A 22,818-nucleotide genomic window follows, 5' to 3' on the forward strand; every position below is an offset into this window, starting at 1 on the left:
GGTAATCTGGAGCCAGGGCGAGGTTTTCGCTCTGGCTCAACGTGTAGGGACCGGGATCAGAGTCGGCGTTTCTGTTCTGGCCCTCGTTCGCTAGGTGCTGTTGGCTTTATGGAATCAACTGGATTTGCCGCAGCAGGTGCGCGATGGCCCATGCCTTGGAGCTGAGGAATCGTAAAGAAATTATCGACTTGTAGCCCTGTCGTTGAAGGTGATTTCTAACTTTATCAATGGATTGAAGTATTTCTCGGCTGGCAGTATCGTTTCTTTAATCGTAAAGAAATGAGCGTTGACCATGGCCCGTCCCTCATCCGCTAGCGTCTCGCAACTGCTTGAATTGCTGCGGAGCGGCGATCCGGTGCCGGCCGGTGAGGTGGTCGAAAAGTTGGCCGTCTCCCGGCCCGTCCTGTCGCGGTTGGTGGCGGAGGCCGGTGATCAGGTGCGTCGGGTTGGCAGGGCGCGCGCAACGGCCTACGTAGCCACGGCTCTGGTCCGGCCCAGCACGTGGCCGCTTTACCGGATGAACCCCGACGCCCACATGGAAGAGCTGGGCACCTTGCACGCGCTGCGTGGAGACCGCTTCCTTTTTGAACCTACGGGTGATCATCCGAACCTCCTGCGCCACGTGGATGGCCCGGCCGGCTACTTCCCGGGGTTGCCCTGGTTTCTGGATGACGTGCGCCCGCAAGGCTTCCTCGGGCGGTCCATGGCGCATCGATTGGGCCGGGCGCTGGGTGTGTCGGTGGACCTGAAGAGCTGGCAGTCGCGCGACAACCTGCTCGGCATCCTGCATGGCGGCACCAGTGTCGGCGACCTGCTGTTGGGGCAGGCCGCGATCGACCGTGCGTTGCTGGATGTGGATGCGCCACCGGATCGGGTGGACATGGGCAGCCGGCACGAGGTCTACGCCATACGCGCCAGGGACGCCCTCGATGGCGAGGACGTAGGCTCATCTCCAGGTGGCGAGCAGCCCAAGTTCACGGCCACCGTTGTTACCGCTACTGGTCGCTACGCTGCCTTGGTCAAGTTCGCGCTGCCATCGTTGAATCCGCTGGGTGCACGTTGGGCGGATCTGCTCATCTGTGAGCATCTGGCGTTGGCCACGCTGCGCGAGGCAGGCTTTCCGGCTGCCCGCACGCAGTTGCTGCGCAGCGACGAACACGTATTCCTTGAAGTAGAGCGGTTTGACCGCACTGCGGACGTATTGGGCAGGCGCGGTTTCGTTTCGTTGTTGGCGCTGGATGCAGCCTTCATCGGTGAGGGACCGCGCGACTGGGGTCTGGCCGGGGAACAGCTCGTTGGCGAGCGATTGATCAGCCGCGATACCGCCGAGAACATGGCGCGGTTGCATTGGTTCGGCAGATTCATCGGCAATACCGACATGCATCTCGGCAACATCGGTTTCCACCTGATCGACAGCGGCCTGCTCCCCCTGTGCCCGGCTTACGACATGTTGCCGATGTATATGGCCCCATCTGCGCAGAGCGGAAATGTTCGCGTACCCGCACCGATAAGCATCAATGCGCCCAGCAGGGCCGGGCAAACGGCATTCATTGCGTGGGCCGCGCAGTTGGCCGTGCAGTTCTGGCAGCAGGTTGCGGATGCAGAGGTCGCCTTGGATATTCAGGCCATGGCTCGGCAGAACATCGAGGTGGTCCGCCGCTACGCCCAGCGCTTCGGCAGCTGAAAGAAAACCGGGGTCAATTCAGGGTCGGGTTTTTGCACTGGCCCTTGGTTGAGAGGTGGGCTTGGGTCGCCCGATATCCGCAGGTTTTGCGTTGAGGGGGGCGACCTCAGCGGAGAGAACTCTGGCGTTTGACAGTCATGGTCTCGAGCTGGATTATTGTCGGCTGATCGCTTTTACGGCGAAAGGTTGCCTAATGGGCAGGTTGCGTTCGCGGCATCATCGGTACATGCATTGAAAAAGTTCTATAACAAGTGAAGGGGGAAGTGTGAAGAAGTTTCTGAAATGGATTTTTATTGCTTTTGTGGGTCTCATTGCACTGGGAATGATCATTCAGGCGACGAAGTCGCCCGAGCAGAAGGCCGCTGAAGCTGCTGAGCGTGAGAAGCTGGCCGCAGAGCGTGCTGACAAGAAGAAGGAAGAGGCTGCGCGAGTTGAAGCAGCAAAGGCCGCCAACCCGCAAGCTGAGACCGTTAAGCAGGATGATGCTGCGGCTGGCGCGAAGAACGAAAATGCCGTGGTGGATAGCCTGACCGGGCCTCAGAAGAATGCGTCCCGTTCTGCGGAGCAATACCTGAGCATGGCAGGGTTCTCGCGGAACGGACTTATTCACCAACTCTCGGCAGATGCTGGAGAGGGTTACAGTGTTGCCGATGCCACTGTTGCGGTGGATAGCCTGAATGCCAATTGGGATGAGCAGGCGGTCAGGTCCGCACAGCAGTATCTCAGCATGCAGGGTTTCTCCTGCAAGGGGCTCATTGAGCAGCTCTCGTCGAGTGCTGGCGAGAAATATACCGTGAGCCAAGCGACTCACGGCGCACGTCAAGCGGGTGCTTGCAACTAATAGTTGCCTCGGCTTGAGTAAGGGGGCGGATTCGGATTCCGGCTTCGCCCCTTTTTTTGGAAGAAGGGAACTACCAAGGCATGCTTGGTCACTTCAGAGTCGGGCTTCCGCTCTGGCGAGCGTGACGACTGGATGTGATCGGCCTTGTCAGAGTCGATGGAAATCAAGTGCAGTCGCGCAGGTTGATTCGTCGGAATTCCACTGTTCCTCATGCTCTACTGCGTTCTTGAAGCGCACCGCGAATGTTCTGGACAGCAGCCAGGAATGCGTCCTGATGATGCGACCAGCGGAGTTGGGTGAAAGTCAGGGGCGCAGGTCAAGCCAATGCTCTGTCTTGTCACCCCAGTCCTCAGTGATTGGATACCCGCTGGGTAAATCCGGCATCACGCCAACTTGCGCACCCGTGTATCCGACGGTTTCAGGAACGCTCCATCGACACCCTGCAACCGCATCAGCGGAACCGGCTTGCCGCTGCGGTTGTCGAGCAGCTGCGAGTGGCGTTCGCCGCGCTGGTACAGGTGCTGCTCACCCCACTGGCGCAGGGCGACCAGGATGGGGAACAGACTCTCGCCCTTGGGCGTGAGCACGTACTCCTGATAGGCCGTGCCGTCCGAAGCGGCATGCAGCTGCAGGATGTCCGCGTCCACCAGCTTGCGCAGGCGGTCGGTGAGGATGTTGCGGGCCACGCCCAGGCCGCGCTGGAAGTCGCCGAAGCGCCGCACACCATCGAATGCATCGCGCAGGATGAGCAGTGACCAGCGGTCGCCGATAAGGTCGAGGCTGCGGGCTACCGGGCAGGGTGAGTCGGATTCGAGGCTGCGGCGGGGCATGGCGGCTCCTGTGGTTGCGTGCATTGTAGTTGCATTTTAAAACCACTGTCCGCTAGCATCTATCTGGTTGTTATTTGCAACTGGATTGGGTCGGCCGTGAATCTGCCTTTGGAAAGCTCCCTGGAACACCGCGAGGCCACCACGCAGCTGCCAGGTGATGCGCTGCCTCCAGGCCTGGTATGGCTGTTCGCCATCGCCAGCGGGCTGTGCGTGGCCAATGTGTACTACGCGCAGCCTTTGCTGGACCTGCTGGCCGCATCGCTGGGCATCAGCCTGGCCGCTGTCGGCAGCGTGGTGACTGCAACCCAAGTTGGCAGTGCCTTGGCCTTGGTTCTGCTTGTGCCATTGGGTGACAGGTTGGAGCGGCGTCGCTTGATGCTGATCCAGTTGCTGGCCTTGGTGGCGGCGCTGCTGTGGGTGGCCTGGGCGCAATCACCGTGGCTGTTGTTGGCGGGCATGGCGGCGATTGGTCTGCTCGGCACTGCGATGACGCAGGGGCTGATTGCCTATGCCGCCAGCGCCGCTGGCGACAACGAACGTGGGCGTGTAGTGGGCGCCGCGCAGGCGGGCGTGTTCATTGGCCTGCTGATGGCGCGGGTGGTCGCTGGTGCTGTGGCCGATCTTGGCGGCTGGCGTAGCGTCTATATCGTTTCCGCACTGGTGATGTTGCTGCTGGCTGGCTGTCTCTATCGCAAGCTTCCGCGCATGCCCGCGAGCGCGGAGGCAATGAGCTACGTGCAGCTGCTTGCTTCCATGGCTCGACTGTTGCGGCAGGATCGGGTGTTGCAGATCCGTGGAATGTTGGCATTGCTGATGTTCGCGGCGTTCAACATTTTCTGGAGCGCGCTGGTGTTGCCGCTGAGTGCGCCGCCTTATGGTTACTCGCATACGGCTATTGGCGCATTCGGGCTGGTCGGCGTGATCGGTGCGCTGGGTGCCACCGGAGCAGGCCGATGGGTCGACCGTGGGCGAGGTCAAACCGTCACCGCGATCGCACTATTGGTGCTGCTTCTGGCGTGGTGGCCACTGTCGTTGATGCCGCAATCACTATGGGCATTGGCCGCCGGTATCGTCCTGCTGGATCTGGGCGGACAGGCGCTGCACGTGAGCAACCAGAGCATGATTCTCCGGGAGCAGTCACAGGCACATAGTCGATTGGTCGGGCTGTACATGCTGTTCTATGCGATAGGCAGCGGGGCCGGTGCGATTGCCACCACGGCAACCTACGCACGAGCGGGCTGGAGTGGTGTCTGCATGCTGGGCGCAGCGATCTGTGGCGCTGCCGGAGTGTTCTGGCTTGCCACTAGGCGCTACATGCCAAAGCAGCCGCGATAGCGAACAGCATCGTTCGATAGGTGGAAGCAGTGGCCCGGGCGCGCGACGTCTGCCCGGGCCACAACAGCGATGCTTCGGTGCATGAATCGATATGTTGGACTGAGTGGTATCGACCTCAGTTGCCAACACCAATCTGCTTCATGAAAGCGGCGTTGTCCCAGTACAGGAATTCCTCCGTCATCTGCCCCTGTGCGTTCCAGTGTCCAATGGTGACCATCGGCAGGCGGTACTTCTTGTTGGTGGGCTGGATCACAGTGCCATCGGCCAGCACCATCGGTTTGCTGAAGGTGCCTTCGATGAAGCCAGCGACGGCCGTCCACTCGGCGTTCGCAGAGCCGAAGCGCACCGGGTGCTCGGTGATGCGGTTGTCGGGTGCGAAGGTCCACATGAAGTCCAGTTCCTTGATGTGGTCCGGCAAACCGGTGGTGGTGTGACCGTCCGGGTAGTGCACGACGATGTCCTTGGCGTGGCTCAGGTGCAGGTCATCCCATTGCTGCTTTGTGTAGACGCGGAAATCGAGGTCGTCGAAGGTCGCCAGGTTCCTGGCCAAGGCCGGTGGCATTCCCGGGACGGCGGGTGTTGCCTCGCCCACCTTGCTGGCAGGCCAGCTGTTGGTTGGTGGCTCCGCAGCATGCGCGGCCACAACCGAGGTGAGTGCAACGGAAACAGCGAACGCGATTCGCTTCACGGCATTCATTGAACGGCTCCTGCAAGGTACGCGCTGAGGTAACTACGCTCGTGGTGTTCCAACCAATGCCGAAAAGGCCAACCGGGCAGGCTGGAAGTAGAGGAAGAATGAGCCGCACTTGGTTTTGAGTGTGTGAAGCGGCCGCGGTGCTGGACTTCGCCTTCTCGCCGCTTCAAGTATCGGTATGGCTGGCAGCCACGCCCATTCAATTCCTGGACCCAGAAGCTACAATTGCCCGATTCCCGCTGCGTGACCGGGAACGACATGGATGCAACGTACTGATTACCTGGGGTGGAACATGAAAGTCCGTATTTTGGGAGTGACGCTGCTTGTTGGCCTGCTGCTGGGTTGCAAGCAGATGCCGGCAGGCGATGCGGAGGGCGTCGCTGCCGCGGTACCGGGGCCCGCGTCGCCGGGCACGCCCAGCGCGGATCCCGTCGCTGACATCGTGGATACAGAATCCTCTCCTTATGAAGAGGGCGACCCGGAGGGCGATGCCCCCACTCCAGCAGCGTTCGACTACGAACCCAGCTGTGAAGAAGCACCGTTGGCGACGCACTTCTTTACCCTGGTGGGTGGCAATACCGTGGACAACTGCGGTCGTGCTGATGCCAAGGTGACGGCGGCATTTGATGCATTGCTGAAGGAGGCCGCCCCGCATGACCACGCTGATCCGGATATGCCGTCGCAGCGTGAGCGGTTGCTCAGCGGTCCCAGTGCCCCGGGCGTGCCGAAGACACTGGGTAGCGAGACCTGGTGGTACTACACGGCCTGCCAAGCGCATCAGTGCGATACGCACCAGTTGGCGATGCTCTATCAGCCTGAGCAGGCACGCCTGGTTGGCCGGCTGGTTTCGCACTGCAAGGCGGTATGGTTGGGCAAGCCTAGTGCTGAACAGCGTGCGCTCATCGACGAAACCCGGCCAGTGGATCCTGCATTGCTGAGGGACGACGGCACCTGCGAGGAAGCTGAGTAGGAGCCATCGCCTGCACTGCATTGATGCGCGGACAGCGGTCCGCTGTCCTCAGTTGAAGGGCTTCTCGAAGCTGCCATCCTCAAGGCTGGGTACCAGCTGGCGGAGGGCCGCCACACGCGTTTCGCTGCGGAACCTGGGGTTGGCCTTCACCTGCGCTTCGTGGAAGCCAATGCCCACGATCTCCTGGATCATCGGATCCTGCTGGTACTGCGTCTGCAGGGCGTCCATGGCTTTGGCCTTGTCCACGGCGACGCCACAGGCGCTTGCCGCGGCTACACGTGACCAGGCGAACTGCAGGTTCGGGTCCCAGCCCATCGCGTCTGCGCCGGTGAAGCCGTTGTCGTAGTGGTACTCGTAGACGTTGGCCTTGATCTTGTGGGCGCTCATGCCGCCGCTGCCTTTGTAGGAGCCGTAGTCGGCGGCCAGCAGGGACGGCGAAGCGAGTAGCGTGATCAGGGCGACGGTCAATGTCTTCTTCATTGGAACTCCTTGGATTTCGATGGGGATGATGCGGGCCGCAATCCGTTGCGCGGCGCATAGGCCCGCCTGATACAACGGCAAGCGTAGTGGTTTCTTTAACGCACGTGGTTACAGAGCTTTGGTAGCGGAACTGCAGTGCCGTGAGCCTCGCGCGAAGGCCGTATCATGCGCGGCCAGACACAGGGAGAGGTGGTGTGGTGAAGCAGATGCACGGAGTGGAGATTGGTGTGACGCGGGTGGCGGCGCGGCGTGCGTCAGCATCAGAGAGGCGCGCGGCATGAGGTATCTACTGATCCTGCTCGTTCTGGTGGCGCAAGCGGGGATGAGCGCTGCGGCTGTACCGGAACCTGGTGCCGCCACCGGAAGTGGATTGACTGTGGCGTCATCTGCTATTGCCACCGCAGCGATCGCGCCCGTGGCCACCGCCGCGGTTGTGCCATCGAATGATGCCAACGCGGAGCGGCGTCGGGACATGGGCAAGGGCGTACTGTTCCTGGTGGTCTGCTTCGTGTTGATCTTCGCCTTGATTGGATGGCTTGCAACCAAATTTTCGCGGGAAAAGACCGGGAAATCGGCGCCGCCGCTGCCGCGTGTTCCGGTGCGGATGCATTGGTATGATGGTGCCGAGTTGCCGATAGCGGACTGGGGGCGCATCAGCGAGGACGCTCCGGCGGAGATGGATGCAGAAGCTATGTATATCCATCGCACGTCGGCGGCGAAGGAATGGTTGGAGGCGCTCAACCAGCGCCTGGGCGAGCATTACCGCATTACCGAGTCCGCCGACTTTCTGCTGCTGTCGAACCTGATGGATCGGCCCGGCGAGGTGTTCCTGGCCAGCTGCCAGCGCCTGTTGTCGCGCATCAATCGCAGCCTGGGCGAGCTTGCCGTCGAGCAGAACCAGGGCAAGCACGTAGTGATGGTGTTCGCCGACCAGCAGGACTACTACGCCTATGTGTCGCACTACTACCCAGACGATGGCGAGTATGCGATGTCATCGGGCATGTTCATCAAGGCCGGCTACGGGCACTTCGTCATGCCGCTGGAGATCATCGACGCCATGGAGCCGGTGATCGCCCACGAGCTCACGCACTGCCTGTTGCAACACCTGCCAATACCGGCGTGGTTGAACGAGGGCCTTGCGGTGAATACCGAGCACACCTTGTACCCCCAGTTGGCGGCACCGGGCGCACAGATGTACTTCCCGCATGAGATCGCCGCCCAGCACGCAGCGTATTGGAATGAGGAGAGCATCCAGGCGTTCTGGTCGGGTAAATCATTCTTGGCTGCCGACGATGGCAACCGGCTGTCCTACGATCTTGCCAAGAAGATCACCGCGCTTGCAGCTGGCGATGAGCTTGCATTCCGGGCCTTCGTGGGCGCAGCACAGATGAGCGACGGTGGCCTGGCAGCGGAGCAGCATCTGGGCTACCCAATCCAAAACCTGCTTGAAGCGGTGTTGGGTGAGGGCCATTGGACACCGCGGCCGGAATCATGGAATCAAGGTGTGGAGCGGGGGCAGTTCTAGCTTGGTCGTCAGTCGAGGAGTTGATACTGGTTTCTGCTGATGCGCTTCACGCGCAGGAACTCGCCATCATCTGGAGTGTTTACTTCAATCGTCTCCTCGACCCACTTGTCCGAGTACACCATGCCGGATTCTGTCTGGAAGCTTGGGTTCCAGGAAATCTCATAGATGGGCTGGTCGTTATCAGGGACGTAGCGAATGCTGAAGACGATCAACAATGGTTGTGTGAGTTCCAGGCGATTGGCATGCCTCCAGAACGCGGGGTGTCGTGCCGCAGACACTGCTGATGCGAAGGCCAAGGCGCATGGTATCTCCGCGAACGCATCGTTGATGGTTTGCCGGGCAGTCGCGAGCTTGCGCTCCATGGGATAGGCGTCAACGTACTCGACAAAGATCAGCGTGGATCCATGCTGGAACTCGCAGACCTCGGGTGTTCGCCCGGTCCAATGGCCAAGCATGTTCTGCGGTAGAAGCGAGATGGCCATTGAGTCTGGATCCGGATTGCGGGAGTAGCACCTGTCGCGGGCGTACCGCAGCCCGTATGCCATGCGGGAATTATAGTCACGCCGAGCTGCTTGATCTGGCACGTGTGGGTGCGACGTCAGTCGTGAAGTTGAGATTCCCGCCGCACTTGAAAGCTTTGTGGTTGCGCGGGCGTGCGGCTTTTGATCGCTCGCTTCGCGGCTTGCGCCGCTCCCACAAAAGCGGCGGCGGTTACCTTCCCCGCACGTTGTGGGAGCGACGTCAGTCGCGAAGCTGGATAGGGTTGCGCGCCCGCGGGCTATGCAGTTGCAAGCACCTGACGGCTTGGGGATCTTCAGCTTCGTGGCTCACGCCGCTCCCACAGAAAGCGGAATCAGCCTGCGGCGTTATACGGCGAGTAGTCGATGTAGCCCTTGCTGTTTCCGCCGTAGAACGTGCTCGGATCTGCCTTCGTCAGCGGATGGCCGTGGCGCAGGCGCTCGACCAGGTCAGGGTTGCTGATGAACGGTACGCCGAAGCCGACCAGGTCGATCTGGCCTTCGTTGATCAGCTGCTGGGCGGAGTCGCGGTTCAGTCCACCGGCAAGAATCAAGGTGGTTTCCGCCAGCTTGCTCTTGATGGTCTTTAGCAGCTTGTTGAAGCTGGCCTGACCTGGCGCGCTGCTTGAGTAACCGGCCTGGTTCATCAGGTGCACGAAGCTCAGCTTGCGCTTGCCGATGGCCTCGGCAAGCGCGGTGTATGTTTCGTCGGTCTGCGGGTAGGCCGGCATGTCAAAGATGTTGCCGTAAGGAGAGAGACGGATGCCGGTGCGTTCCGCACCGATGCGCGCGACGATGGCGTCGATCACTTCAAGCGTGAAGCGGATACGGTTCTCCAGCGTGTCGGCCGAGTATTGATCGCTGCGATCATTGACCAGAGGATTGAGGAACTGCTCGTGCAGGTAGCCGTTGGCGCCGTGGATCTCCACACCGTCAAAGCCTGCATCAATCGCGTTCTGTGCAGCCTGGGCAAAGTCGTTCACCACGCGTGCAACTTCCTCGGTGCTCAACTGGCGCGGTGCGGGCGGGTCAACCATGCCGGGCTCGCCCTGCTCGTTGTAGCCGAAGGCCTTGGAGTTGGCGGGCTGCTTGCTGCTGGCACTGACCGGCGCACGGCCATCGGCCTGGATGGACGGATGTGACATGCGCCCTACGTGCCACAACTGCGCGACGATCTTGCCGCCCAGCGCATGCACGGAGTTGGTGGTCAGGCGCCAGCCTTCGATCTGCTGGGGAGTGTAGATGCCGGGATTGAATAGATAGCCCTGGCCTTCGCGCGAGATCGGCGTGCCTTCGCTGACGATCAGGCCGGCGGTGGCGCGTTGGGCGTAATACAGCGCCACGCGCTCGTCGGCGATGTCGTCCGGCGCGCGCGCGCGGGTCATTGGTGCCATGACGATACGGTTGGAGAGGGTGGCTCCTGCAAGCTTGTACGGTTCGAAAAGCGAAGTCATTTCGGTGTTCCAGGGAAAGCAATAGGGGGGGGCATGGCCTGATGGCGGCGCATGACGGCTGCGGCCCGGCAGCTGCCAGGCCGCTCACCGTGAAGACATGGGCATGGGTGCGTGTGCTCACAACGCGCTGAGATGGAAAGCAGAGTTGCGGTTTGGGGAATGCTCCGGATTTCCGGCTGAACCTGTTGGGGTGAAGCCTGGGTTCAGGTCGGACAGCAAGTAGCGAGAGTGAAGCCGAATCTGTTTTTTTGTAGGAGCGGTGTAAGCCGCGAAGCCGGTGGCACAGACATTCCCTCATGCCTGTACCGGGTGGTGGTCGGCGCTTCCAGCTTCGCGGCTTACGCCGCTCCTACAAACGCCCCACCACCCACAGCCCGGGCCGGTTGCCAATAAAGCCAGCCCCGCTTTGAGCTAGCATCAGTGCACCCGGGTGCCAGGGATTGCCAAGCATGAAGATCGCCGTAGTGCGCTGTCTGTTGTTGGTCACGTGGCTGCTGTTGGGCACCACGCCTGCGGTGGCGACGCCTGGCAGGCTGCTGGAGGCTATTGCTACCGACGGTGCACCTGCCGGTGCCAGGGCTTGGCGCATCCGTTACGAGACCACCGATGTCGATGGCCGCCCTACCCAATCCACCGGGGTGTTGATCGCGCCTGATGGGCCAAGTCCGGTGCAAGGGCGCGACATCGTGGCATGGGCGCATGGCACGGTAGGCATCGATGCCGCCTGTACCCCGATCCGCACACTGGACCAGATCCCCGGGCTTGCCGTCATGCTGGCGCGTGGTTGGGTGGTGGTGGCCAGCGATTATCCAGGGCTGGGGACGCGTGGGCCGCACGCGTATCTGGCCGGCGACGCCACCGCAGCGGCAGTACTGGATTCGGTACGTGCTGCTACCGAGTTGGCTGCCGCCGGTGCCAGCCGCAGCGTCGCGGTGTGGGGGCATTCGCAGGGTGGGCATGCGGCATTGTTCAGCGCACAGCGGGCCCGCGCCTATGCACCGGACCTGCAATTGAAGGGCGTGGTCGCGGTATCACCGCCGACTGATCTGGTGGCGAACATGCAGCATGCCGACGCCACCGTTCGTGGTCTGTTGACCGCATTTACCGCGCGCAGCTGGTCAAAGGTCTATGGCGCTGATCTTTCCACCATCGCCAACAAGACCACGCAAGGCGTGATTGATCGCGCCACCAGCGGCTGCGAAGGCGATCCGTTCTCTGCCGCCGCGCTGGTCCGCTTGGTTCGCCTGCGTGCGCGGCTGGGCAGTTTGGATCTGAGCCGGCGTGCGCCGTGGGACGGTTTGATGGCGCGCAATTCCATCACCGCGCTGTCAGCGAGCGCCGCGCCGTTGCTGCTGGTGCAGTCCGATGCTGACGGCTTGATTGCAACGCCGGTAACGCAGGCGTTTTTCGAGCAGAGCTGCAAGCGCGGTGCGGTTGCTGGCTATCTACGCCTGCCGGACACCGGTCATGCCACTACCGCGATTGTCTCGGCGGATCAGGCCATTGCCTGGATCGCGGCGCGCTTCAGTGGGCAGCTGGCAACCAGCGACTGCGGCTTGGCGATGAAGGCCAGTACTGGCAGCGGGTAGGAGAAGGAGTTGTGTTTGCCGGCCGCATGAATTGAACGGTTTGTCATGGCAGCGATGTCACGCTGCAGTTCCGATCACGGAGGTTTCGCCATGTCGCTGCTGCTCTACGGTCATCCGTTTTCCTCGTATACGCAGAAGGTGCTGATAGCGCTGTATGAGAACGGCACTCCCTTCGAGTTCCGCCTGCTCGGCCCGGACACGCCTGAACACATAGGCCAATGGTTGCAGCGCTGGCCGCTGGGCAAGTTTCCGTTGCTGCTCGATGGCGACCGCAGCGTTGTGGAGACCAGCATCATCATCGAGTACCTGCAGCTCAAGCACGCCGGGCCGTTGCGGCTGCTTCCCGAAGAACCCATGCAGGCGCTGGATGTGCGCTTCCATGACCGTTTCTTCGACCTGCATGTGATGAGCCCGGTACAGCATGCGGTAGCCGGTGCCTTGAGTGGCGATGATGGCAAACGCGACGAGGCCCGCGCGTTTGCGGTGCAGAAGCTGGAACTGGCCTACGCCTGGTTGGAGAGCCAGTTGCCGGGTCGGCAATGGGCAGTGGGTGACAGGTTCTCGCTGGCCGATAGCGCAGCAGCGCCATCGCTGTTCTACGCCGACTGGACGCACCGCATCAGCGACGACTACCCGTTGCTGCTCGACTATCGCCAGCGGTTGTTGCAGCGGCCATCCTTCGCGCGTGCGGTGGAAGAGGCGCGCAGCTACCGCCATCTATTCCCCCTGGGAGCGCCCGATCGGGATTGAGCGCTTGTAGACGTGTGGATGCTCGCTCAGGTGTCAACTGCAGCTGGCTGCCTGTATCAGCTGCCGAGCTTGGCCCAGCGTCCACCCTCGCGCAGCGATACTTCGAAGCGCGCCCATTGGCGCAGCTCCGCGGCGCTGGCATGGCCGATATCGCCAATGCCGTCACCAGCAACCACGGCGTACACCAGGCGGTCGGCGGCGGGGCCGGACAGCGCTGGTGTCACCGACACCCGGCGCACACTCCAGGCGCGCCCAAGCCGGCCATTGCTGTAGCAGCGGCCGGGCTCGATCAGCTCCGGGTGCAGGGCATCGCGCTCGGCGTTCTGCTTGGCCAGCTCCAGCAGCTCGGTGAGGCTCTCGTCGGTGATATCGACGAAAGAATTGAGTTGACCGATGGCGGCGTGGAAGTCCTCCTGGGTCAGGTCGACATGGCGTTGCGCCGAGGGTACGGCCACGGTCTGCTGGCGACGCCGATGCAGGTGCACCGGGTAGCGGCGCCAGGCGAAGCAGGCATTGAACGCGACCCCGGCCAACAGGATGGCGGCGACATTGATCGCCACCGGGGTAAGCAGGTACTGGTAGCCCAGCGCGTGCACATCGCTGCCACCAATCACTGCGGCAAGCGCGGTGGCGCCACCGGGCGGGTGGATGCAGCGCAGGTAGTGCATCGCGCCCACCGCCAGACCCACCGCCAGCGCGCCGGTCCAGGCCTGCTCGGGGAACATCAACTGGCAGCTGACGCCGATGAAGGCGGAGACAAGATGGCCGGCAATCACCGCCCACGGCTGCGACAAGGCGCCATGCGGTACGGCAAACACCAGTACGGCGCTCGCCCCCATCGACGCCAGCAGGATTGCCCCACCGGCATGGTTGAAGCCGCCGGGGAAGCACCAATGGGTGATCTGGTAGACCACGCTGATGCCGATCAGCGCGCCCAGCGCCGAGATCCACTTTTCGCCATGGCTGGTCTGGTTGCGCTCGATGCTCAACCAGCTGCGGAAGGACTGCAGATACCTGTTGCTGGACATCACGGCGATTGATGGGCGAAGGGAGGGCTATTTTGCCGGGTTTCCTGCGTCGCACATGAGTCCATATGAGTTCATTGGCCGCTTGCTGATGCGAGTTTGTTTGGTCGTCATGCCGTGTTTGCAGGCTTGGGGCGCCAAGGAGGTAGGATGCAGCGGCCTACCTTCTGTTCAGTTGCGTGATGATTTTTGGACCATTGATCTCCTGGCCATTCCTGTTGCTGGTGTTTGTACTGCCGGTGGTTGGCGCCGCGGTGGCGATTGGCTTGCTTGTGCAGGCCTGGTATTTCCATCGGCATGGGCAAGGTGGCTGGGGAAATTTCTTCGGTTGGAAGACGCGGATCAGCACTGCATTCGTGCTGCTGGTGGCGGTGTGGGTAGGCGTGCTGGCCTTCAAGCTGATTCAGTTCAAGCTGGAGTTCGACGTTGAGAAGTGGCAGCGGGGCAGCCGCGCGCAGTTCGTTCTGCAGCGTGATTTCCAATACGGTGAGTTCAACGTTCCCAAAGGCACGCTGGTGAACCGCTATGACGTATTCGACAACGGTGAGCCACAGCGGCCACTTGGATTGCGTGGTTTGGATGCGCTGCAGTTTCCAGTGCCGGTGCAGCTGGCGGGCCTTTGGATTGATGCACTGGAGACATCACCCGGGCGCATGCGGTTGACTGCCGATCAGCGCATCAGCCCGGTGTACCACTCCGATCCGGAGAGTGGTGACTGGGTAGTCGATCACTCGCGTCCTTTCATCGATTGCAAAGCCGGTGAGAACGCCTGGTTCCACGCACCGTTGATCGACTATGACATCCAGGCGGAGTTCCTTGTCGGCGAGCCGGATGGCGCGGCAGCACGCTTCAAACCCAGCCAATGGCAGTTCACCCATTGTGAGAGTGACTGGGTGCCGATGGAGATAAAGCCGGCTTTCGCTGAGCCGATGCCAGCGGGCGGGACGCCACAGGTGTTCACCCGGCAGGACTGATCCATTGCAGCGGCGAGGACGGTTTTACGCAGATTTGATGCGGACTTCGGCTCATCGCCATCGTTGGTTTATGGCAGCTGCGTGAACAATTCCGCATCGCTGCGCAGCTCGCGCGGCCGCTTCCGGAAAATCAATGAAACGCTCACGTTCTTCGTTGTACTTCGCTGCTTTTATTGCGCTCACCGCCAGCGCGAATGCATTGGCCATCGACACCAGCGGCAGCGCTGCCCTGACCAGCGACTATGTCTGGCGCGGTTCTACCCAGAGTCAAGGCGATGCTGCTGCACAGGCGGGCTTTCGCGTCTCCGGAGACAGTGGGGTGTATGCCTCCGTGTGGGGCTCCAACGTCGAGTTCGCACCGGAGACGCACGCCAGCAGCGAGCTGGACTTCGTTGTCGGTTGGAATGGCAAGCTGGCCGACGACTGGGCGCTGGATGCCAACCTGCTGCACTACCGCTACCCGGCCACCACGGTCGATCTGAACTGGACCGAGCTCAATACCACGCTGACCTGGAAGGACAACTACTGGCTGTCGCTGGGCTGGTCGCCGGAGGCGCTGGGTACCACCCAGGATGGCTTGTACACCCAGTTTGGCGCGCGCCTGCCGCTGTCGCCGCAGCTGCGTCTGGAGGCTGCTGCCAGCTGGTACCAGTTGCAGGACGCAGTGGGCGGTGGCTACGCACACGGCCAGGTCAGCGCGATCTGGGCAGTGGCAGCCCCTGTCGAGCTGCGTCTTAGCGGGCATTTCACCGATGGAAACGCACGTGATCTGTTTGGTGAGAAAGCAGCTGGAACCCGTTGGGAGGCCGCGGTGCAGGCATCGTTCTGACGGGGCGCAGCTTTGTAGGAGCGGCGTAAGCCGCGAAGCTGGGAATCGCTGACTACCAGTTGCCCGGCGATCTGATGGTGCATGAGCTTCGCGACTGACGTCGCTCCTACAAAGAAGGCGGGCTGCCCTTGTGGGAGCGGCGCAAGCCGCGATGCGGGGAAACGTTGGCAAGCAGCTCCTCTGCGATCTGATGGTGCATGAGCTTCGCGACTGACGTCGCTCCTACAAAAAAGGCGGGGTGCCCTTGTGGGAGCGGCGTGAGCCGCGAAGCTGGGAATCGTTGACTACCCGTTGCCCTGCGACCTGATCGTGTGTGCGCTTCGAGACTGACGTCGTTCCTGCAAGGGCGTGGTGTCCCCGTGGGAGCGGCGTCAGTCGCGAGTGGCTTTGGCTGCTATCGCTTCGGTACTGACAATCTGAAGCGCGATGGGGGCACGCGTTCTCCGCTGCGGTTTCGCCAGTGCCTCTTCGGGAAGCTGCGCCTGCCCGCCCCAGAAATCCGCCACCGTAACGCTCGGACGCATGCGCAGCACATTGCGCAGGAAGCCGAGCACCTCATGCGGCCAGACCCGGCGGCCCATGCGTGTATACCAGCGCATGCCGTAGCGTACTTCCGGGTCGGGGTGCATCAGCACACGCCAAAGTGCCTTTGGCCGCAGCTGCATCACCGCCTCGATCACCTTGAACCACAGGAATACCCGCCACGGCGGCACGCCCTGTGTTTCCAATACCTGATGTTTGTAGTCCCAGTTGCGCTGGTCGCTGTCGATGATCCGCCGCTCAGCCACATCATTGAAGTAAGGCGTCCAGCGGTGTGGGGTGACGTAGAGCAGCTGGATCTGGTCCGGGTCGTAGCGCAGCAGGTGACGCAGGCTGTTCCAGTAGTCGCGGTCGGTCTCCTGCTCGAAGCCCACCACATAGGTCGCCATCGACAGGATGCCGTGTTGGCGCAGCAGCTGGATGGCGCGGCGGTCCTCATCGATGTCCGCACCCTTGCGTATCTTTGCCAAGGTAGCCGCTTCGTAACTCTCTATCCCCAGCAGGAAGCGGATGACGCCGGCCTGCTTGTACAGATGCAGGATGTCGGCATCGCGCACGATGTCACCCGCGCGGGTCGAGCCCACCAGGGTCAAGCCGACGTCTTCGGCAATCAGTGCTTCCAGAAAGCGCTTCCACGCGCGCCGTGAGCCGGTTGGGAGTTCATCGGCGAAGTTGATCACCTGCACACCATGTTCGCGGTGCAGCCGTGCCAGCTCAGCTGCAAGCAGCACCGGGTCGCGATGCCGCCAGCGGGTCCAGAAGCCGCGTTGCCCGCAGTAGCTGCACAGATACGGGCAGCCGCGCGAGAACTGCACCACAACCGCCTTGCGTCCGCCCCAGTAGGAGTAGTGATCATGGTCGATCAGCTCCCAGCCGATGCGTTGCTGATCCAGCTCAGTGATCATAACTGCGTCGGCGGTGGCCACCGGCAGCATTTCCACGCGCAGTGCAATGCCGGCAACACCGCGCAGATCGCTGGCCATCGCGCGTGCGTGCATGAGCTGCACGACGGTGTGCTCACCCTCGCCACGGACGATGCAGTCGATGGCGGGGCATTGCTGCAGGATGTCCTGCCAGTGATAGGTCGGGAACACGCCGCCGTAGACGATCCACAGGCTGGGCAGCTGCTGCTTGAGCGCGGCGGCGATGCGGACCACGGTCGGGTGCGCCGAGCTGGAACCGGAGTGACCCATCATCACCACATCCGGTGCATATCCGGCCGTCTCGCGCAGAATCCTGTCGAAGGGCATTGGTCCGATATCTGCATCCAGCAGACGTACCTCATGACCGGCATCCAGTAGTGGGCCGCCGATGCTCAACAAGCCAAGCGGTGGCAGGTGTTCGCGCGGGATTCGGCTGCCGATCGCGGTATGCGGGGGATTGATCAGCAGGATGCGTAATTTGTGCATGGCGTTGACTGGCGGAAGTCCGGACAGCAGCAGGAATACGCCGCACGTGTGTGTGCCGGATGGAGTGGTTGTGAAGCGAATGAGAAGTGCCGGAACGGCAGCAGAACGGTACGGTCGTGCAACGGAATCGGCGCTTGATTTGCTGCTAGTTTCTGCGCCAACCAAGCTGCAATTGAACAGAGGGAACTGGTGAACGATCCACAGAAGAATCCAAGGCGCTGGTTGTGGCGCGCAGCTGTGCTGACCGTGTTGACGCTAGCCGGTTTATGGGCATGGCAGCAACCGTTTGCGGTTGTCGCCCGCGAAGGTTGGAAGCTTTCACGCTTGCCGGCACCAACCGTGATCGTCGTACCCGTGCAGGGCATCAAGCCGCGGCAGATCGCCGATACCTTTGGTGCGCCACGCGGACGCGACCGTAAGCACCACGGTGTGGATATCTTCGCCAAACGCGGCACGCCGGTTGTGGCCGCCACCCAGGGCGTGGTGGCAGCCGTACGCGACAGCGGCCTGGGCGGGCGCCAGGTGTGGGTGATCGGGCCGGCCGGGCAGCGGCACTACTACGCGCATCTGCAGGATTGGCTGCCAGGGCTGACCTACGGGCGCATCGTGCAGGCCGGCGATGTGCTGGGCTTCGTGGGTGACAGCGGCAATGCGCGCGGAACGCCGCCGCATCTGCACTACGGCATCTACGGCGGCGATGGCCCCTTCGATCCGCTGCCGCTGATGCATGCAGGCCAGCCGCGCAAGCGGTAAGGTACGCCCCCTGCAAGCCGCCTTCCGCGGCGTGGTCTGTGCTGAACGATGCTGATTGATCAATTCGACCGTGAACACCTGTGGCACCCCTATAGCGCCCTGGGCAGTCCGGTGCCGGTGCTCAAGGTTGCCCGTGCCGATGGTGTGCTGCTGCAGCTGGAGGACGGTACCCAGCTGATCGATGGCATGGCTTCATGGTGGTGTGCCATTCATGGTTACAACCATCCGCAGCTGAACCAGGCCGTGGTTGACCAGCTGGGCCGCATGTCGCACGTGATGTTCGGCGGACTCACCCACGAACCGGCCATCGCGCTGGGCAAGCAGCTGCTGCAGATCGTGCCCGAGGGGCTGGATGCGATCTTCTATGCCGACTCCGGTTCGGTGTCGGTGGAAGTGGCGCTGAAGATGGCGATCCAGTACCAGACGGCACGCGGCAAGTCGGGCAAGTGCAATATCGCCACCACGCGCTCGGGCTATCACGGTGATACCTGGAACGCGATGTCGGTATGCGATCCGGTTACCGGCATGCATGGTTTGTTCGGGAGTTCACTGCCGACTCGACGGTTCGTGCCCGCGCCGCAGACGCGCTTCGGTGAGAACTGGAACCCCGCCGATATCGCACCGCTTGCGCAGTTGTTTGCTGAAAGCTCCGATGAACTGGCTGCCTTCATCATCGAGCCGGTGGTGCAGGGCGCGGGTGGCATGCGCTTCTACCATCCGCAGTACCTGCGTGAGCTTGCACGCTTGTGCCGCGAACATGACGTGCTGTTGATCTGCGATGAGATCGCCACCGGCTTTGGTCGCAGTGGGCGTTTGTTCGCCTGCGAGCATGCCGGCATCAGCCCCGACATCCTGTGCATCGGCAAGGCATTGACCGGTGGCTACATGACCTTGGCGGCCACGCTATGCACGCGCGAAATCGCCGATGTGATCGCCAGCGCTGAGCCGGGTGTGTTCATGCACGGCCCGACCTTCATGGCCAATCCGTTGGCCTGCGCGGTGGCGCTGGCCTCGGTGCGGTTGCTGCTGTCGCAGGATTGGCAAGGTAGGGTGATGGCGATCGAGCGTCGACTTGAAGAGAGTCTGGCACCCGCGCGCGCCCTGCAGCAGGTGGCCGATGTGCGCGTGCTTGGGGCGATCGGCGTGATCGAACTGAAGGCATCGCTGCGCCTGGAATGCATCCAGCAGCGGATGCTGGATCATGGCATCTGGATCCGGCCGTTCGGACGGCTGGTCTATGTGATGCCGCCATTTGTAATCGACGATGCACAGCTGCAGCAGCTGTGTGAGGCCATGGTTGCGCTGGTGGCCAGCCTGCAGGAAGAGGATATGCGTGCATGAGTGGCAAGATCGTATTTGTCAGTGGCATCGATACCGAGATCGGCAAGACGGTTGTCACCGGCTGGCTCGCGCAGCAATGGGCGGGGCAGGGAGAGGATGTGATTACCCAGAAGCTGGTGCAGACCGGCTGCGTGGGTGCTTCCGATGACATCCTGCTGCACCGGCGTATCATGGGCACCGGATTGTTTGAAGAAGACCGCGACGGCACCACGATGCCGGCGTTGTTTGCCTATCCTGCATCGCCGCATCTGGCTGCACGTTTGGAACAGCGGGCGCTGGATCTTTCTGCAATCGAAGCCGCTACGGCGCGCTTGTGTGAGCGCTACGATACCGTGCTGATCGAAGGTGCCGGTGGTTTGATGGTGCCGCTGACCGAGCAGCTGCTGACGATTGATTACGTCGCTCAGAAGGGCTGGCCGGTGCTGCTGGTGACCTCCGGGCGTCTGGGTTCGATCAACCACACATTGCTTTCATTGGAAGCGCTGGCCGCGCGAGGAATCGCCTTGCATGGCGTGGCTTGGAACAGCCGTGATGACAGCAGTGATGAAGTGATTGCGGCAGATAGCCGTGGCTTCATTCGCGACTGGGTGTTGAAGCGGTTTCCGGATGCGGTGTGGTATGACGTGCCAAGGATTGATCTCGGCTGATTGGGTTCCTTGCGAGAGGCACCCCTCCCCAGCCCTCCCCTGCGCGTTGCGCAAGGGAGGGGGCTGATCGTGCAGTACTGAGCTGTTGCTTGCGCTCCCTCCCTTTGCCGCAGGCAAGGGGAGGGCTGGGGAGGGGTGCTTCTTCTCCTGCTTACGCCGCTTGGATCGCTACTTCTTCAACTTGTAAGCCAACACATAGTCGCCAGCCTTGGTCCCGGTCGAACCATGACCGCCAGCCACCAGCAGCACCATCTGCTCGCCGTGGCTGTTGAGGTAAGTCATCGGCGTGGCCTGGCCGCCGGCCGGAATACGCACATCCCACAGAACCTTGCCGCTGGCCAGGTCGTAGGCGCGGAAGTTGTCGTCGGTGGCCGCGCTCATGAAGGCCACGCCGGTTGCGGTCAGCATCGGTCCACCAATGCCGGGCACGCCGATGCGTATCGGCAAGGGCAGCGGCGACAGATCGCGGATGGTGCCGTTGCGGTGCTGGTAAGCGATCTTGCCGGTGCGAAGATCGGCGGCAGCAACCGTGCCCCACGGTGGCATCTGGCAAGGAACGCCAATCGGCGACATGAAGGGCGTCATTTCCACCGCATAGTCGGCACCCTTGTTTTCATTCAAACCATGCTCGCCCTTGTTCATCGCGCGGCCGCTGGTCTCGTGCTTGGGCACCAGCTTGGAGACGAAGGCCAGATAAGTGGGCATGCCGAACATCACCTGCCGCTGTGGATCTACTGCCACGCTGCCCCAGTTGAAGGTGCCGAAGTTGCCGGGATAGATCAGGCTGCCCTGCAGCGTCGGTGGTGTGTAGCGGCCGTCGTAGCGCAGCTGCCGGAACTGGATGCGGCACAGCATCTGGTCAATCAGGCTTGCGCCCCACATATCGGCTTCGCGCAGCGGTTTGGGCTCGAAGCTCAGCGCGGACGCAGGTTGCGTGGGTGCGGCGAATTGGCCGGGAATGTCCACGTACTGCGGTGCGGTGCGTTGGCTGATCGGCAGCAAGGGCTTGCCGTCGCGCCGATCCAGCACGTAGACATCACCTTGTTTGGTTGGTTGCACCAGCGCCGGGACGCGGCCCTGCGGCAGGTCCAGGTCCAGCAGCACTGGTTGCGCCGGGGTATCCATGTCCCACAGATCGTGGTGCACGAACTGCTGCACCCAGCGCACCTGGCCACTGCCGATATCCAATGCCACTACCGATGAGGCATAGGTTTCCTCGGCCGGACTGCGGTACATGCCGAGCTGGTCGGGGGTGCGGTTGCCCATCGGGAAGTAGGCCAGGCCAAGCGCTTCATCGGCACTGGCCACCGACCAGCTGTTCGGCGAACTGGGCGTGTAGACCTGGTTGGGGTTGTTCGGGTCCAGCGGCGCGGTCTGAGTGGGATTGCCCGAATCCCAGTTCCACAGCAGCTTGCCGCTGTGCACGTCGTAGGCACGGATCACTCCGGAAGGGGAGTTGATCGCATAGTCGTCATTGACCGCACCGGCGACGATGACCTTGTCGCCGGCAATCAGCGGCGGCGAGGTGGAGTAGTAATAACCGGCCTGTTTGAACGGCATGTTGTGCAGCAGGTCGAGCACGCCGTTGTTGCCGAAGTCGCTGCAGTGCTCGCCGGTCTGCGCGTCCAGCGCATGCAGCTTGGCATCGGCGCTGGGCAGGAACACACGGCTGCTGCAGATGGTCGCGTTTGTTGCTGCTACAGACGGGCTGGCGGCGGGCTCGGTGTAGTACGACAGCCCGCGGCAGGTCTGATGCTGGCGCTGCGGCTCCATGCCAGCACCCGGGTCGAACTTCCACAGCACCTTGCCGCTGTCGGCATCCAGCGCGAACGCCAGACTGTGTGGCGTGCACAGATACAAGGTGTTGCCGATCTTCAGCGGGGTGACTTCGTAGGTGGTCTCGCCCACGTCCTGCGGCAGGCGCACGTCGCCGGTCTGCATCTGCCAGGCCAGTTGCAGCTGGCCGACATTGGCCGGGGTGATCTGCGCCAGCGGTGAGTAGCGCTGGCCATAGCCGCTGCGGCCGTAGGCCTGCCATTCGCCTTCCGGCTGCGCGCTGTCGCCCAAGGCCGGGGTGGCGTTGACGATGTCCATCGGCAGGCGGCCATTGATCTCATGCAGATGCCGCGGGATGCCAGCGAAGGCCACCGCCGCCACGCCCAGCGAGGCCAGCAGCACCGGCCAGCCCGCCGGACCGGTGTAGCCGCGCGGGCTGGAACGGCGTGAGGCGGGCAGGGCCATCAGCAGGCCGAGCAGGGCGGGCAGGCCAACGCGGGTGGCCAGCGGCCACCAGTACAGGCCGGCCTCCCACAGCGACCAGCCCAGCAGCACCAGCAACCAGCCGGCATACAGCCAGGTCGGCCAGCGCCGGTGTCGCCACAGGCCCCAGGCGACGGCCAACAGCAGCAGCCCGCTGAGCAGGTAGAACGGGCTGCCGTGCAGGATAAGCAACCAGCCGCCGCCCACCGCCAAGGCCAGCCCGAACAGGCTCGTCAACAACAGGGTCAGAACACGCATGGCGTCCCCGCAGCATTCAGAAGTTGCGGCAATGCTGCGCCACGGCATGTCTGCATGGCGTCACGCGCGTTCTTAACATTCCCGCCGTAGAATCACAGCCTTGCCGACCAAGG

The 22,818-nt window shown here is 62.4% G+C and carries 20 protein-coding genes; 12 read left to right on the plus strand and 8 right to left on the minus strand.

Translation table 11 applies throughout. The features are described from left to right. The first annotated feature begins 292 nt into the window (after positions 1–292). Positions 293–1,684, plus strand: coding sequence for a type II toxin-antitoxin system HipA family toxin YjjJ (gene yjjJ, locus ACVOLL_RS13255; RefSeq protein WP_481513316.1), 1,392 nt, complete (start codon positions 293–295; stop codon positions 1,682–1,684). 265 nt (positions 1,685–1,949) lie between these two features. Next, a complete protein-coding gene (locus tag ACVOLL_RS13260) occupies positions 1,950–2,525 on the plus strand; it encodes an Ltp family lipoprotein (RefSeq protein ID WP_481513317.1) in 576 nt (191 codons plus the stop codon). A 383-nt stretch (positions 2,526–2,908) separates the two neighbouring features. Here ACVOLL_RS13260 and ACVOLL_RS13265 read toward each other — a convergent pair whose 3' ends face one another. Next, positions 2,909–3,355, minus strand: a complete 447-nt coding sequence (locus ACVOLL_RS13265) for a winged helix-turn-helix transcriptional regulator (RefSeq protein ID WP_481513318.1) — start codon at positions 3,353–3,355, stop codon at positions 2,909–2,911. A 96-nt stretch (positions 3,356–3,451) separates the two neighbouring features. On the opposite strand from ACVOLL_RS13265, the gene ACVOLL_RS13270 reads away from it, so the two are divergent. Continuing rightward, the gene (locus ACVOLL_RS13270; protein ID WP_481513319.1) at positions 3,452–4,690 is read left to right on the plus strand and encodes an MFS transporter; all 1,239 of its coding nucleotides are present in this window, start codon (positions 3,452–3,454) and stop codon (positions 4,688–4,690) included. A 115-nt stretch (positions 4,691–4,805) separates the two neighbouring features. On the opposite strand, the gene ACVOLL_RS13275 is transcribed toward ACVOLL_RS13270, so the two are convergent. Beyond that, entirely contained in the window at positions 4,806–5,387 is a 582-nt protein-coding gene (locus tag ACVOLL_RS13275; protein ID WP_481513320.1) for an ester cyclase, read from the minus strand. A 289-nt stretch (positions 5,388–5,676) separates the two neighbouring features. Here ACVOLL_RS13275 and ACVOLL_RS13280 point away from each other — a divergent pair, with 289 nt between their 5' ends. Beyond that, positions 5,677–6,354: a hypothetical protein gene (locus ACVOLL_RS13280; RefSeq protein ID WP_481513321.1), complete on the plus strand. Its 678-nt coding sequence runs from the start codon at positions 5,677–5,679 to the stop codon at positions 6,352–6,354. Between the two features lie 48 nt (positions 6,355–6,402). Here ACVOLL_RS13280 and ACVOLL_RS13285 read toward each other — a convergent pair whose 3' ends face one another. Next, complete coding sequence (locus tag ACVOLL_RS13285; protein WP_481513322.1) at positions 6,403–6,834, minus strand: hypothetical protein; 432 nt, start codon at positions 6,832–6,834, stop codon at positions 6,403–6,405. Positions 6,835–7,111: 277 nt separating this feature from the next. On the opposite strand from ACVOLL_RS13285, the gene ACVOLL_RS13290 reads away from it, so the two are divergent. Further along, the gene (locus ACVOLL_RS13290) at positions 7,112–8,359 is read left to right on the plus strand and encodes a hypothetical protein (protein WP_481513323.1); all 1,248 of its coding nucleotides are present in this window, start codon (positions 7,112–7,114) and stop codon (positions 8,357–8,359) included. An 8-nt stretch (positions 8,360–8,367) separates the two neighbouring features. Here the strand turns inward: ACVOLL_RS13290 and ACVOLL_RS13295 are convergent, their stop codons facing one another. Next, positions 8,368–8,841, minus strand: a complete 474-nt coding sequence (locus ACVOLL_RS13295) for a hypothetical protein (protein WP_481513324.1) — start codon at positions 8,839–8,841, stop codon at positions 8,368–8,370. A gap of 371 nt (positions 8,842–9,212) precedes the next feature. Next, complete coding sequence (locus ACVOLL_RS13300; protein WP_481513325.1) at positions 9,213–10,331, minus strand: alkene reductase; 1,119 nt, start codon at positions 10,329–10,331, stop codon at positions 9,213–9,215. A 449-nt stretch (positions 10,332–10,780) separates the two neighbouring features. Here ACVOLL_RS13300 and ACVOLL_RS13305 point away from each other — a divergent pair, with 449 nt between their 5' ends. Together ACVOLL_RS13305 and ACVOLL_RS13310 are read left to right on the plus strand one after the other, a co-directional pair. Continuing rightward, on the plus strand, positions 10,781–11,920 hold the full coding sequence (locus tag ACVOLL_RS13305; protein ID WP_481513326.1) for an alpha/beta fold hydrolase: 1,140 nt from the start codon (positions 10,781–10,783) through the stop codon (positions 11,918–11,920). Between the two features lie 90 nt (positions 11,921–12,010). Beyond that, positions 12,011–12,670, plus strand: coding sequence for a glutathione S-transferase family protein (locus tag ACVOLL_RS13310; protein ID WP_481513327.1), 660 nt, complete (start codon positions 12,011–12,013; stop codon positions 12,668–12,670). Between the two features lie 56 nt (positions 12,671–12,726). Here the strand turns inward: ACVOLL_RS13310 and ACVOLL_RS13315 are convergent, their stop codons facing one another. Then, positions 12,727–13,698, minus strand: a complete 972-nt coding sequence (locus ACVOLL_RS13315; RefSeq protein WP_481513328.1) for an HPP family protein — start codon at positions 13,696–13,698, stop codon at positions 12,727–12,729. 179 nt (positions 13,699–13,877) lie between these two features. Between ACVOLL_RS13315 and ACVOLL_RS13320 the strand changes: the two genes are divergently transcribed. Both ACVOLL_RS13320 and ACVOLL_RS13325 read left to right on the plus strand, forming a co-directional pair. Then, complete coding sequence (locus ACVOLL_RS13320) at positions 13,878–14,669, plus strand: hypothetical protein (protein WP_481513329.1); 792 nt, start codon at positions 13,878–13,880, stop codon at positions 14,667–14,669. 133 nt (positions 14,670–14,802) lie between these two features. Beyond that, a complete protein-coding gene (locus ACVOLL_RS13325) occupies positions 14,803–15,498 on the plus strand; it encodes a TorF family putative porin (protein ID WP_481513330.1) in 696 nt (231 codons plus the stop codon). A gap of 371 nt (positions 15,499–15,869) precedes the next feature. Here the strand turns inward: ACVOLL_RS13325 and bchE are convergent, their stop codons facing one another. Continuing rightward, positions 15,870–17,447, minus strand: a complete 1,578-nt coding sequence (gene bchE / locus ACVOLL_RS13330) for a magnesium-protoporphyrin IX monomethyl ester anaerobic oxidative cyclase (RefSeq protein ID WP_481513331.1) — start codon at positions 17,445–17,447, stop codon at positions 15,870–15,872. A gap of 171 nt (positions 17,448–17,618) precedes the next feature. On the opposite strand from bchE, the gene ACVOLL_RS13335 reads away from it, so the two are divergent. From ACVOLL_RS13335 to bioD, 3 genes are read left to right on the plus strand one after another with little or no spacing between them, the layout of a single operon-like run. After that, complete coding sequence (locus ACVOLL_RS13335) at positions 17,619–18,200, plus strand: M23 family metallopeptidase (protein WP_481513373.1); 582 nt, start codon at positions 17,619–17,621, stop codon at positions 18,198–18,200. Positions 18,201–18,248: 48 nt separating this feature from the next. Continuing rightward, the gene (gene bioA / locus ACVOLL_RS13340) at positions 18,249–19,541 is read left to right on the plus strand and encodes an adenosylmethionine--8-amino-7-oxononanoate transaminase (RefSeq protein ID WP_481513332.1); all 1,293 of its coding nucleotides are present in this window, start codon (positions 18,249–18,251) and stop codon (positions 19,539–19,541) included. Further along, positions 19,538–20,188 carry a dethiobiotin synthase gene (gene bioD / locus ACVOLL_RS13345; protein WP_481513333.1) on the plus strand — a complete coding sequence of 217 codons (651 nt, stop codon included), beginning with the start codon at positions 19,538–19,540 and terminating at the stop codon, positions 20,186–20,188. The genes bioA and bioD overlap by 4 nt, the downstream gene beginning before the upstream one ends. A 168-nt stretch (positions 20,189–20,356) precedes the next feature. Here bioD and ACVOLL_RS13350 read toward each other — a convergent pair whose 3' ends face one another. Beyond that, a complete protein-coding gene (locus tag ACVOLL_RS13350) occupies positions 20,357–22,705 on the minus strand; it encodes a membrane-bound PQQ-dependent dehydrogenase, glucose/quinate/shikimate family (RefSeq protein WP_481513334.1) in 2,349 nt (782 codons plus the stop codon). Between the last annotated feature and the right edge of the window lie 113 nt (positions 22,706–22,818).

The organism is Stenotrophomonas sp. STEN035 (genome assembly GCF_056759935.1).